General features: G+C 65.0%; 8 protein-coding genes, 1 tRNA gene and 1 pseudogene. 6 read left to right on the forward strand and 4 right to left on the reverse strand.

What is annotated here, in order from left to right; translation table 11 throughout:
• The first annotated feature begins 1 nt into the window (after position 1).
• Complete coding sequence (locus CFP71_RS01760; protein WP_093932109.1) at positions 2-931, forward strand: carbohydrate kinase family protein; 930 nt, start codon at positions 2-4, stop codon at positions 929-931.
• Here CFP71_RS01760 and CFP71_RS01765 read toward each other — a convergent pair.
• Entirely contained in the window at positions 928-2,802 is a 1,875-nt protein-coding gene (locus CFP71_RS01765) for a tetratricopeptide repeat protein (RefSeq protein WP_167405963.1), read from the reverse strand. The two genes, CFP71_RS01760 and CFP71_RS01765, sit on opposite strands and share 4 nt — an antisense overlap.
• A gap of 312 nt (positions 2,803-3,114) precedes the next feature.
• Positions 3,115-6,099 carry an ATP-binding protein gene (locus tag CFP71_RS01770; RefSeq protein ID WP_167405964.1) on the reverse strand — a complete coding sequence of 995 codons (2,985 nt, stop codon included), beginning with the start codon at positions 6,097-6,099 and terminating at the stop codon, positions 3,115-3,117.
• A gap of 406 nt (positions 6,100-6,505) precedes the next feature.
• On the opposite strand from CFP71_RS01770, the gene CFP71_RS43320 reads away from it, so the two are divergent.
• From CFP71_RS43320 to CFP71_RS01780, 3 genes and pseudogenes are all read left to right on the forward strand, one after another.
• On the forward strand, positions 6,506-6,721 hold the full coding sequence (locus tag CFP71_RS43320; protein ID WP_143267024.1) for a hypothetical protein: 216 nt from the start codon (positions 6,506-6,508) through the stop codon (positions 6,719-6,721).
• Positions 6,722-6,726: 5 nt separating this feature from the next.
• Positions 6,727-7,284: an RNA polymerase sigma factor gene (locus tag CFP71_RS01775; RefSeq protein WP_167405965.1), complete on the forward strand. Its 558-nt coding sequence runs from the start codon at positions 6,727-6,729 to the stop codon at positions 7,282-7,284.
• An 86-nt stretch (positions 7,285-7,370) separates the two neighbouring features.
• A pseudogene (locus CFP71_RS01780) lies at positions 7,371-8,318 on the forward strand (DUF349 domain-containing protein); the annotation flags it as partial.
• 558 nt (positions 8,319-8,876) lie between these two features.
• On the opposite strand, the gene CFP71_RS01785 reads toward CFP71_RS01780, so the two are convergent.
• A tRNA-Ala gene (locus CFP71_RS01785) sits at positions 8,877-8,949 on the reverse strand.
• A gap of 269 nt (positions 8,950-9,218) precedes the next feature.
• Here CFP71_RS01785 and CFP71_RS01790 point away from each other — a divergent pair.
• Entirely contained in the window at positions 9,219-11,372 is a 2,154-nt protein-coding gene (locus tag CFP71_RS01790) for an RICIN domain-containing protein (protein ID WP_093932055.1), read from the forward strand.
• Between the two features lie 105 nt (positions 11,373-11,477).
• The gene (locus CFP71_RS01795; RefSeq protein ID WP_093932056.1) at positions 11,478-12,032 is read left to right on the forward strand and encodes an HdeD family acid-resistance protein; all 555 of its coding nucleotides are present in this window, start codon (positions 11,478-11,480) and stop codon (positions 12,030-12,032) included.
• Here the strand turns inward: CFP71_RS01795 and CFP71_RS01800 are convergent.
• The gene (locus tag CFP71_RS01800) at positions 12,019-12,735 is read right to left on the reverse strand and encodes a GNAT family N-acetyltransferase (protein ID WP_093932057.1); all 717 of its coding nucleotides are present in this window, start codon (positions 12,733-12,735) and stop codon (positions 12,019-12,021) included. The genes CFP71_RS01795 and CFP71_RS01800 overlap by 14 nt on opposite strands.
• Positions 12,736-12,763: the final 28 nt, after the last annotated feature.

Genomic DNA, 12,763 nt, shown 5'->3' on the forward strand with positions numbered 1-12,763 from the left:
CATGGGTGGCAAGATCGTGGTGGCTGGGGTGGCCAGCCTGACGGTGAACATGGGGGTCGCGGAGTTCCCGGTCAGCTACACGTCGGTGCAGAGCCCTGGGTGGCTGGAAACCGGGGTCGGCGGAGCGGGCCAGCACGTCGCGAGCATCCTGCGGGGCCTCGGCGACGACGTGACGCTGTGCACGGTGGTCGGCCGGGACCCGGCGGGCTCTCTGGTGCGTGACAATCTGCGCGCGACCGGGCTGGACGGGCCCAGCGTGGTGGACGGGCCAGGGTCCACGTACTCGGTGGTGCTGGTCGACCCGGACGGGCGGCGCATGGTGTGGCCGCACCTGACGTTGGTCAACACCGTCGAGTACCCGGAAGGCCGGTTCGTCGAGGCTGCTCGCGACGCTGATCTCGCCGTACTGTCCGCCGTGGACTTCGTACGTGGCCTGCTGCCATCCGCAGTACTGCGAGGAGTGCCGGTCGCGGTCGATCTCAACGTGATCGCAGATGTAAACGAGCAGCATTACCGGCCGTGGCTGGATGTGGCCGATATCGTGTTCTGCAGCCACGAACGGTTGCCGTGTTCTCCGTCGGAGTGGATCGCGCGGATCTTCGCTCGCTCCCCGGGCTGCCTGATCGCGGCGGTAGGCTGCGGCAAGGACGGCTGCCAGCTGGGATTGCGCGACGGCCGCCTGGTGTCGGCGAAGCCTGTCACCCCGCTGGGGGTACGTAATACCTCGACCGCAGGGGATTCGCTGTTCGCGGCGTTCCTGCATTCCTGGGTAGCGACTGGGAATCCAGTCGAGGCACTCGCCGATGCCGTGGTGTTCGCCGGATGGCGGATCGGGCACAGGTTCCCGCATCCGGTGATGCTCACCGAGTCCGACTTGGCCGAGTTGCGGGTGCGGCACCCGGTCGGTGTCTCGGTGTCCCGCTGGGACTAGCCGTCGAGCTGTTCCAGGAGCCGGGCGGTGTCGGCGGCTTCGGCGTCGCCGAGGTCGGTGTAGACAGCCAGCGCCTTGCTCAGCAGTGTCCGCGCCAGGGTGGGCTCGCCAGCAGTGATGGCGAGTTCGCCCTGGGCACGCCAGACGTTCGCCTGTCCATGGGGCGAACGCAGCCGGGTCATTTCGCTCAGCGCCTCGTCCAAGACCGACTGCGCCTGATCGACTTCCTCGGTCCGTCCCAGTGCGCGGCCCAGTTGCCACAACGTGCGCGCGCGGTTGAATGGGTCGGTCTCGCGGAACTCCGCGAACCCTGTCAGCGCACGCTCCAGCAGCGCCACCGCACCGGAAGCATCACCAGTGGCCAGCTGCGCGGTGCCCAGGTTGAGCAGTGTTTTGGCGATGTGCCGGGGTTTGCCTAGTGCCTCGAATATCCCCAAAGCTCTTGTGAAGTAGTCCGTCGCGGCTGTGAGGTCATGTCGGGCGAGCGCGACGAAGCCCAAGCCCTCCAGGTTCCCGGCCGCGCCATGCCGATCGTCGATCTGTTCGCACAATTCCAGCCCGTGCGTGAACTCGGTGGCTGCTTGCTCGAGCTTGCCGGTGTTGAGGTAGGCGAGCGCCAATCGCTTCAGCACCTTCGACTCGTAGTCGCGATTACCGAGACGGCGCGCACAGTCCACCCCGATAAGATCGACGGTCAACCGGTCCTGGTGATGGCGTCGATAGTTGAACAGCGGCCACATCGCATCATCGAGATGCCAGGCAAGGTCGTACAGTTCCCGCTCGGCCGCGTGCCGCACTGCCGCGACAAGCGCGACACGTTCACGCTCCAACCACTCCAGTGCGCCTTCGCGGCTGTTCGGTAGATCCACCACTGGCGCTGTGCCGAGGAACCGGTAGGGATCCCGCGGACGCCGGTACGGAGTGATGACCCGATCAGCCGCCCGAGCCCCAGCCAAATACCACTCCAACATTCGCCGTGTCGCGTCGTCCCGGCTCTCTCCGTCCTCATCTGCCACAGCTTTCTCACCGGCGTGCAAGCGGACGAGGTCGTGAAAGCGGTACCGGCCCTCATTGGTCTCGGTGAGCAAACTCGCGTCGACCAACGTCTCCAGCAAGCCCAGCGTGTCGTCCTCGGCGACGGTGAGTGCAGCGGCCGCTACACCGGGCCCGAACTCTGGGCCAGGATGCAATCCGAGAAGCCGGTAACAGCGCGCGGCGCCCGCAGGAAGCTCGCGGTAGGACACATCGAACACCGGCTGCACCGCGAGATCCTCCTGGAGCGACAAACTCTTCAAACGCCGATGACCAGGTTCCAGCTCACGCAGCATCCGCCTCACCGGCCATTGAGGTCGCGACGCCAACCGTGCACCGGCAACCGATAGCGCCAACGGCAAACCACCGCACAACCGAGCCACCGACACCGCCGACGACAACTCGCCCGCCACACGATCCTCGCCGGCCAGATATCGCAACAGATCAGTGGACGCCTCCTCCGCCAACGGCGAGACCGAAAGCAGCTGGGCACCATCCACCGTGAGACCGGCCAGCTGCCACCGCGACGTCACCACCACGACACAACGAGCCGACGCAGGCAGCAGCGGCCGAACCTGCGCAGCGGACACCGCATTGTCCAGCACGATCAACAACGCCCGGTCTCTGCTCAACGACCGGAACAGCGCGGCCCGCTCACCTGTCTCGCTCGGCACGCCATCGGGCGGGACACCCAAAGCCCGCAGGAACCGCCCCAGCACCTCGCCCGGCGCCACCGGGCCACCCAGATCGAACGCCCCCAAATTCACATACAGCTGCCCATCCGGGTAAGCCCCGTGAACTCGGTACGCCCATGAGACCGCCAACGCAGTCTTGCCCACCCCCCCAACACCCGCAAGCACGATCAGCGCTCGCCGGCCAGCCTGCCTGGCCACAGCGTGGTCCATCTGCGCCAAGTCAGCCGCCCGGCCCACTAAGGATGCAGGCGCCACGGGTAACTCTCGAACAACTGTAAGTAGCGGACCGCCATGCGAAACGGTTGTGTGGCTGTGTACCTCCCGATATTCCAGGCCCCCTAGCGCACTCGGCTTGGACACCTGCGCATGCTCCATATTCGTTGTGTCGCAGCTATCCACCGCAGGCGCCCCCGTCACTAGCGGTTCCAATCACCTCGCGTTGGCAGCCCAGCACTGTCACGAGTTCTCATCTACGTCTGACAACCACGAACGAATATTCGCAGCCGTGCGCTGGGCGCTGGGATCCGAAAACACGGCGAGCAATTCCAACGCTTGTACCCAACTTCGGCGAGCGTCATCAATTCGATCCAAGCTCCGATATGCCCGGCCCATGTCGCCAAGCGTCGCACCCTCGGCGTGCGGGTCATTGACTTCGCGGCGGATGTCGAGTGCTTGCTTGTGATGGATGATGGCGTCGTCGAACTGCCCCAGTTCCCGGTGGATCTTCCCGAGGTTGTTCAGGGTCTGGCTTTCGCCGTGTCGGTCATTGATTTCGCGGCGGATGTCGAGTGCTTGCTCATAGAAAGTGACGGCGTCGTCGAACTGCTGCAGTTCCCGGTAGACGCCTCCGAGGTTGTTCAGCGTCCGGCCTTCGCCGTGTCGGTCATCAATTTCGCGGCGGATGTCGAGTGCTTGCTTGTGGCAGGTGATGGCGTCGTCGAAGCGCTGCAATTCATTGTAGATAATCCCAAGGTTGTCCAGCATCGCGCCTTCGCCGTGTCGGTCATTGATTTCGCGGCGGGCGTCGAGTGCTTGCTCATAACAAGTGACGGCATCGTCGAAGCGCCGCAGTTGCCGGTAAACGTTCCCAAGGTTTCCTAGTGTCTGGCCTTCGCCAAACCGATCATCGGCCTCGCGAGAAATTTCAATATCCTGTTCGTAGCAGGTGATGGCATCGTCGAACTGCCGCAATTCCTTGTAGACGATCCCGAGGTTGTTCAGGATCTGGCCTTCGCCGTGTCGGTCATTGACCTTGCGGCGGATGTCGAGTGCTTTCTTGTAGCAGGTGATGGCGTCGTCAAACCGTCGCAACTCCCAGTAGGCCACCCCGAGGTTGTTCAGTGACTTGCCCTCACCATTCCGATCATTGAGTTGACGGGCGGCGTCGAGGGCCAGCAGATGTGTTCCTACCCAGTCGTCCAAGTGCTTCTTTAGATAGAAGTAGTCGGTCAAACGGAAGCTAAGATCCCTTGCGTGGGTCTGATGTCCAGTCTCTGCGGCGAAGCGGACGGTTGCTATAAGGGTAGGCCGTTCGATATCGAGCCATCGCAGTGCGCTCTGGCGTGTGCTGAAGCGGTTCGAGCGGTTCTGTAAGGCGATCCGAGCGTTTAGGTGCTGGCCGGCGTCGGCGGTGACCGTGAGGTAATAGTTAAGGAGACGCTCTATTGCTTCATCGCGGTCGGCGTCGGGGTCGGTCTGCTGGAAGTGTTCGTGGGCGAACAGACGCATCAGGTCGTGGAGACGCCACCAGCCGCGAGGCTGGCCAAAATCGATCAGATGCGCTCGCTGCAGGTCGTTGAGCACTCGGCGTGTCTGCCGCACCGGTAGATCGGCGAGGGCTGCAGCTGCGTCGACACTGATCTGTTGCCCAGGGTTGATCGAGAGTAGCCGGTACAGCCGAGCTTGCGCCGAGGTGAGGGTGCGGTAGGACAGGCTGAAAGATACGCGAATGTCCAGCGAACCCACATAGTCGAGCGTTTCCAGTCGGGTCGTCTCATCAGCCAGGAGGCCAACCTCCTCCGCCAATGGCTGCTTAGGATCGGCCGCCAGCCGTGCTGCGGTGATCCGCAACGCCAACGGCAGGTACCCGCACAGCTTGACCAGTTGTGATGCCTGATCGGCATCTCGGGCAACGCGATCATCGTCGGGATGCGCGACTCGCAGCATCTCTTCCAGCAGCGCGAGCGCCTCGTCCGGGGTAAGTACGGCAAGATCGATCAGGCGGGCGTCGAGATCGGCGAGCGTGTTTCGGCTGGTGACCAGCATGCGATGCACTCCGCCACCGGGCTGTAAGGAACGGACTTGTGCGCTGTCGGCGGCGTTGTCGGCCACGACAAGCAGGCGCTGCCCTTCCCGGGCGCGGCTGGCTAGTTCTGTCCGGAATAGCGTCTCCCGACCAGGCAGGTCCGCAGGGATGTGCTCGTCGGCTATTCCGAGATCGCGCAACCAGGAACCCAGGATTTCAGTAGGTGGGACTGGGTGATGGTCGGGGTCATAACCACGCAGGTCGGCGAACAGAACCCCTCCGGGAAACCATCCCGCGTCGCGGGCATCGTGAGCGGCCTGGATCGCCAGCGCGGTCTTGCCGATACCGCCCTGGCCAGCTACCGCAGAGACCACCACCAAGCTCTGCTCGTGGCCGGGCTGAAGTGCGTCCGCGAGCTGGGCGAGTTCGCTATCGCGCCCCACGAACACTGAGCGGAGCGGCAACCCGTCGAGGGCCGAGGGGGGAACGAGTTGATGTTCACCATTCACGACCGCGGTACCTGCGGGCGTTTTTAAGGCAGTGTCTTCCCGCAGGATCGCCGCATGCAGCTCCTGCAGCATGCGGCCGGGGCCGATTCCGTCGATCTCATCCAGGCGCCGGTGGATCACCTGATACTCGGCTAGCGCTTCGGACCTGCGCCCGGCTCGATACAGTGCCAGCAGATGATGATGGATCAATGTCTGATCGGCCGGCCATGTGCTCAGCGGCTTTCCGATCTTGTCGAGCACCTCCAGGTTTCGCCCGAGCGCCAGCTCGGCTTCCAGTAACAGACGCCACACCGCGTGGTGCTTCTCCTCCAGTACCTCTCGTTCACCGCTGACCCAACCGCCAGTCAGACCGTCCAAGGGGATGCCGCTCCACTGACCCAAAGCTCTGTGTGTCTCGCTGATCACCTGATCGTGCAAACGATCGCGAGCTGCAGTCTGGGCGGCATGCAAGCCTTCGGTGAACTCGCGCAGGTCAAACTCCACCTGCTCGTCAATCTGAAGCAGCCAGGCACCGACCCGCCGCGGCATACGGGCTGCACCGCCACACGCCCCGGTGACGATCGCACGGAGATCCGTGACGTAACCACTGATCGAGTTCGGTGTAGGAACCTCGTCCGGCCATACCCGTCGTAAGATCGTTTCCCTCAGGACCGGGCGTCCCGCGTGCAGCAACAGGAGCGCCAGCATGCTTCGAATCTTCACCGATGTGATCGGTACACGTTCACCTCGGTCATCGAGGACACCCACTGGACCCAGAACCCGAAACCCTGCCACCAACAACCTCCCCGCTGGCAATGGCAACGCGACACCCCAGTGAACCACCAGAGACACGCTTTGGCCACAGTGAGTAATCGCTTGGCTTCCCGGTGCGCGAGTCGATTGGCAACGACCCATGGGACATAGTCGGCTGCTGACTGCCGTTGCGGTGCTAGCCGAAGACGTCACCACGACGTCGCCCACCAAACCAACGGCGAACCCAGAGGGCGCTGCCCGCTGCGGAGCTGGTGTAGACAGAACGACCTGTCCCAGCGAGCACAGGAAGGAGGCACGCGAGAGGACGACAGATATGGGCCCTGCAGTGGTAGTTGCCGTCGTGTCTGTGCTGGGGATGGTGGCGCGGGAGTTGATTGCTCTCTGGCGTTACCGGTTGCGCCGGGCCAGCGTCGAGCGTGTAGTGACGATGATGGCGCCGGGCGGTCGTGTAATCGATCGAGACCCGGATGGAGCAGTCATCGAAGTCGATCTTCACGACATCGGTGCAGGTTCTGGCTCGGACGTTGGTGAATCCGCCGATCCCCCGGCAGCATGACGGGTATGGCAGCGCCCAGTCCGCGACCCGATGAGTTTCCGGGAAGCTTCGAGGCGTTTTATCTTGCGACTTTCGCGAAGACCTTCAACGCGTCCCGGCGCATGGCAGCTGGAGATACGCATCTGGCCCATGATGCGACGCAGGAGGCTTACCTCGTGATGCTGCGCCGATGGTCAGACAGGCAGCATCGATCGCAGGATGACAACCGGAAGTACGTGGCAGGCGTTGCGGCCAACAAGGTTATTGACGCGTATCGCCATCGTCACCGGCACGTCCAATTCGACGACGAGCTTGACGTGCCTGCAGACGGCGACCAGTACGCTGAGGTGCTCGACGACTTGACCCTGCTCGCCGCGGTCCGCACGCTCATCGCGACGCAGCCACCGAGACGCCGGGCCGTGGCGACGCTCTACTTTCTGGCCGGCCTCGATTCTGCAGAGATTGCTGAGAGCTTGACCATGAGCGAATCGACTGTGCGCACCCACATCCAGCGGCTTCGCAGCATACTGAAACCCCGCGTCGACCAGATCTCGCGGACAGACCAAGGTGGTGAAACGTCATGACCGAGCAGCCCGACGCCATCCGGAATCTGGTGCAACGTGCCCACGAAACGGATCCAGAACTTCCCGAGGTCGACGCTAGTGCCGCCCTCGCGGATCTTCGCGCTCGCGCGCGTTCGGCGGCAAATGCGGAGCAAGCGCTGGCTTCGGCCAAGCAGGAGCGGGAAGAGGGGCGCGCGGCCGCTGTCGTCCGCAAGCAGAGGCTCCTCGGCGAGGTGGAGAAGCTGGCCGCCGAGTCGACTCAGTGGAAGGCCGCGGGCGACCGGTTACGGGCGATCCTGGACGAGTGGAAGACGATCAAGGATGTCGACCGGGAGATCGACGACGAACTGTGGAAGCGGCTCTCCGAGGCCCGCGAGATATTCAACCGGCGGCGTGGCTCGCTTTTCGCTGAACTGGACAAGCGGCGCGCGGGCGCCAAGAACCGCAAGGAAGAACTGATCGCCGAGGCCGAAGTATTGGCGGAGTCCTCGGAGTGGGGTGACGCGGCGGGCCGGTACAAGGCCCTGATGGCCGAGTGGAGGGTGGCTGGTCGCGTGCCCACAGACAGCGACGAGGCGCTCTGGCAGCGGTTCCGCGCCGCGCAGGACAAGTTCTTCGCCCGCCGGTCTTCGGTGTTCTCCGAGCGGGACGCCGAGTTCTCGGCCAACGCGCAGCAGAAGGAAGAGCTGCTCGTCGAGGCCGAGAAGATCGACCCGGCCGCGAACCTCGACGGCGCGAAGCAGCACCTACGCCGCATCCAGGAGCAGTGGGACGAGATCGGCAAGGTCCCGCGCGAGCGCATCCGCGAGCTGGACGGGCGGCTGAAGGCCGTGCAGGACGCGGTCAAGTCGGCCGAGGACAGCAAGTGGCGGCGGACCGACCCGGAGGCCCAGGCCAGGGCGGCGCAGTTCCGCGAGCGGGTCGAGCAGTTCGAGTCGCAGGCGGCGAAGGCCCGTGCGGCGGGCGACGAGCGGCGCGCGAAGAAGGCGGACGAGCAGGCCGCTCAGTGGCGTGAGTGGCTCGAAGCGGCTGAAGCGGTCAGCGTGGACGAGTGAGCACAAGATCTATATTGAGGGGTATGTCGATGCTGGCGCGGCCAGGTCGACAAGGCGCTCGACCCAAAGGCTGCTTTTCCTGAGCGTATCGAAGCGGGCTCGAACCCGACCGCTCTCTTTCGAGACCTGAATCGCCAAGCCTGTCGCAGGGGCCACGTCGTCTCCGATTGGGCTCCGTTGCTGCCGTAGAGCCCGACACGGGGCGACACAGAACGGCACTCGTCCCCGGCGAAGACTGGCGTTGACCTGCACAAACTGGCAGAATTTGGTACTGAACACCACTAGGTAACATGGCTGAGCTGGGGACTTTTAATCCGAGGGAATCTGCAACTCATCGGCGTTGACGGGTTTGTGCGGCTGTGAGGGTCACGGGTAGACCACCCGGTCGGGTTACATAGCTGGAGCAGACGATGTGACCCCATTTGACGTGGCGTGCTCCAGATTTGCTCCAGCTACTGAACAGTAACTGAAGTTCGCCGTGCCAATTCTCAAAGTTAGCGAGAGCAAAAAACCGCCCTACCTCGGCAAACTTGCCAAGTGGGCGGTGTTTCGTCACTGTGGAGCTAAGGGGACTCGAACCCCTGACCCCCTCACTGCCAGTGAGGTGCGCTACCAGCTGCGCCATAGCCCCGGAGCGAAGTTGTACTCCGCATCTCGTGTGTCCATACATTACACCGCCCGCGGAGGCCGTTCACGCGGGGGTCACTCTACGCGGTCTCGATCGTCGGAACTGGTGCTGACCTGCATCTTTGAGCCTTATTTTTAGACGTGTATTGACTCCGCGTGTGACCGCCGTTACGTTTTCGACCATCGTGACGCCGAGGTCCCCGCCCGCTACGCCGCGTCTCCACTGGGCTCCGCCTCAGCTCGCCCTGCCCGAATGACGCGGAGGAGGTCCTGATGAGGGCCAGAGCAGCCCTGATAGCCCTGTTTTCCCTGGTCGGAGCGCTGATCGTGGTGGCTCCGGCGGCGCAGGCGGCCATCGTTCCCGATACCTGGTACACGGTGACGACCAGCGGCGGGAAGTGCGTGGACGCGCGTGCCGCCGGGTCGGCCAACGGGACGGTCGTCCAGCAGTACGCCTGCAACCAGACCTTCTCCCAGCAGTGGCAGTTCCAGCCGACGTCGGGTGGCTTCTACCGGGTGAACACACGCAACAACCCGGCGCAGGTGTGGGACGTCGTCGACGTGTCGGTGGCCGACGGCGGGCTCGTCCAGCTGTGGGCCTACGGCGGCGGGAACAACCAGCAGTGGCAGCCGGTGGAGGAAACGGGTGGGGCCTATCACTTCGTGAGCCGCAACAGCGGCCGGTGCCTCGACATCCCGGGCCTCTCGACCCAGGACAGCACCCAGCTCCAGCAGTATTCCTGCAACGGCTCCGGCGCCCAGTCCTTCCGGCTCACGCCGGTCACCGGCACCGCGAACCCCGACCTCGGGCCGAACGTGCTCGTCTTCGACCCCGGTATGTCTCAGGCGGCGATCCAGTCCCAGGTCAACAGCGTCTTCTCGCAGCAGGAGACCAGCCAGTTCGGCTCGAACCGGAAGGCGCTGCTGTTCAAGCCGGGGTCCTACAACGTCGACGTCAACGTCGGGTTCTACACGCAGGTGCTCGGGCTCGGCCTCTCACCGGACAACGTGACGATCAACGGCGCGGTGCACGCCGAGGCGGACTGGTTCGAGGGTAACGCGACGCAGAACTTCTGGCGTGGCGCGGAAAACCTGTCCGTGAACCCCAACGGCGGCACCGACCGCTGGGCCGTTTCACAGGCCGCGCCGTACCGCCGGATGCATGTCCGCGGCAATCTGCAGCTCGACGACGGCGGCTGGTCCAGCGGCGGCTGGATGTCCGACGTCAAGGTCGACGGCCAGGTCCGGTCCGGCTCACAGCAGCAGTGGATCTCGCGCAACTCGCAGTTCGGCGGCTGGAGTGGTTCGAACTGGAACATGGTGTTCGCCGGAGTCGGCGGCGCGCCGTCGACCAGTTTCCCGAATCCGCCGTACACCACGGTGAACACGACGCCGGTCGTGCGGGAGAAGCCGTTCCTCTACGTCGACAACGCGGGCGCGTACCAGGTCTTCGTGCCTTCCAGGCGCACCAACGCCTCGGGCATCACCTGGGGTGCGAACCAGCCGGGCTCGTCGCTGCCGATCAGCCGGTTCTTCATCGCGAAGCCCGGCACGACGGCGTCGCAGATCAACGCGGCTTTGGCCGAGGGTAAGGATCTCCTGATCACTCCGGGCGTTTACCACCTCAACGAGACGCTCCGCGTCACCCGGCCGGACACCGTCGTGCTCGGACTCGGCCTGGCGACACTGATCCCCGACAACGGGATCACCGCGATGACGGTGGCCGACGTCGACGGCGTCAAGGTCGCCGGCGTGCTGATCGACGCGGGCACCACGAACTCGAACACGCTGATGGAGGTCGGCCCCGCGAACTCCGCGCAGGATCACGCGGCCAACCCGACTTCGCTGCACGACGTGTTCTTCCGCGTCGGCGGCGCGGGCGTCGGCAAGGCGACGAACAGCCTGGTGGTCAACAGCGACGACGTCATCGGCGACCACCTGTGGATCTGGCGCGCCGACCACGGCAGTGGCGTCGGCTGGAACACCAACACCGCCGACACCGGGCTGATCGTGAACGGCGACGACGTCGCGATGTACGGCCTGTTCGTCGAGCATTACCAGAAGTACCAGACACTCTGGAACGGAAACCGCGGCCGGACGTACTTCTATCAGAACGAAATGCCTTACGACCCACCGAATCAGGCCGCGTGGATGAACGGTTCGACGCGGGGTTACGCGGCCTACAAGGTGGCGAATTCGGTGACGAACCACGAGGCGTACGGGCTCGGGAGTTACTGCTTCTTCAACGTGAATCCGAGCGTGGTCGCGGATCGCGCGATCGAGGCGCCGAACAATCCGGACGTCCGGTTCCGCAGCATGGTCGCGGTCTCCCTCGGCGGGAACGGCACCATCAGCCGGGTCGTCAACGACCGCGGCGGACCGGCGAATTCGGGTTCGAACGTGGCGAACCTGGTCGCCTATCCCTGATGGACCCCGGTGCGCGCCGTGATGGCGGTCGCGGCGCGCACCGGCCTTTCACCCCTACGGGTGGCATGCCGCGCGCTCGCCTCCGGGCGCTCCGATACTCGGGGCATGCCTCTCGTCGGTCTCACCGTCGTCGAACCCCGCCTCGCCTGGCCGCTGGCCGCCGTCCGCGGGGTTTTCGCCATCCTGTTCGGCGTACTCGCGCTCATCTGGCCCGGCGCCACCGTCCTGGCCCTCGCGATCATTTACGGCATCTACGCGATCATCGACGGCATCGGCGGCCTGATGCAGGCCTTCCGGCCGGGTGACGCCGCCCATCGCGCCGCCTACGGAGTCCTCGGCGTCCTCGGTATCGCCGCCGGTGTCCTCGTGCTGCTCTGGCCCGGGATCACCGTGCTGGTGCTGGCCTTCCTCGTCGGGTTCTGGGCGATCTTCACCGGCATCGTCGAGATCGTCGCCGCGATCCGGCTGCGCAAGCAGATCGAGGGCGAGGCCTTCCTCATCGCGGCGGGCGCGCTCTCGCTGATCGCGGGCATCGTGATCGTGATCAACCCGATCGCCGGCGCCTACGGGATCGCGCTGCTGGTCGGGATCTACGCCCTGCTGTACGGCATCATGCTGCTCGTCCTGGCCTTCCGCCTGCGCAAACTCACCCGAGCCTGAAAGCCTGTCGCAAGTGGACCCGCGCCCCGGCACGGCGCAGGTTCGACAGGCTCGGCGAGCCCTCCACGGCGGTCGCGACGGCGAAGCGACGCCCTTCGCGGGCGGCCGCGGCGAGACCATGCGCCATCAGCCGCGCCTGCGCGCCTTTGCCGCGATGTGCTCGCGGCGTGGCCGATCCGCCGAGGAGGACACCTTCCCCGTGCGGGCTCAGGGCGGCCGCGGAGATCGGCACGCCGTCCTGGACCAGCAGCGACCGCCGGATCCGCGGATCGCGGTGTTCGGCGGCGATGAACTCCGTCACGACGCCGCCGCTTTCGTACCCGTCGAGCAGGACGCGGAGGAAGACGTCGATGTCGGGCGAGTCGTCGACGTCCGCGTCCGAGGCCGCGAGTCCGGTGAGCGGAAGGATCGCGATCGGGCGGACGCCGTCGGGCACGAGACCGGCCGGGTTCAAGCCCGCCGGAAGCACGAGTGTCGGTGGGTCTCCGTCCCAGCACGAAGCGCCGGCGAGCCGGATGGCCGACGGCAGGTTCTGCTCGGTGACGCCGGAGATCGTGCGCAGGAACCGCAGTTCCGGTGCGGTGGCCAGCACCGCGAGCAGCCCGTCTTCGCGCCACGCGGAGAAAGTGCCCGGCAGACCCGTGGCCGCTTCACACGCGATGGCGGTACGGGCGTGGATCACTTCTTCGGCTTCGGTCAGCACGTCCCGAACGTAATAGGGATTAGGCTGA

Source organism: Amycolatopsis thailandensis (genome assembly GCF_002234405.1).
GTDB classification, from domain to species: Bacteria; Actinomycetota; Actinomycetes; order Mycobacteriales; family Pseudonocardiaceae; genus Amycolatopsis; species Amycolatopsis thailandensis.

Coding starts and splice junctions, on each gene's coding strand:
- CFP71_RS01760 (WP_093932109.1), top strand. CDS start 2: ATGGGTGGCAAGATCGTGGTGGCTGGGGTGGCCAGCCTGACGGTGAAC.
- CFP71_RS01770 (WP_167405964.1), bottom strand. CDS start 6,099: ATGCTGGCGCTCCTGTTGCTGCACGCGGGACGCCCGGTCCTGAGGGAA.
- CFP71_RS01775 (WP_167405965.1), top strand. CDS start 6,727: ATGGCAGCGCCCAGTCCGCGACCCGATGAGTTTCCGGGAAGCTTCGAG.
- CFP71_RS01790 (WP_093932055.1), top strand. CDS start 9,219: ATGAGGGCCAGAGCAGCCCTGATAGCCCTGTTTTCCCTGGTCGGAGCG.
- CFP71_RS01795 (WP_093932056.1), top strand. CDS start 11,478: ATGCCTCTCGTCGGTCTCACCGTCGTCGAACCCCGCCTCGCCTGGCCG.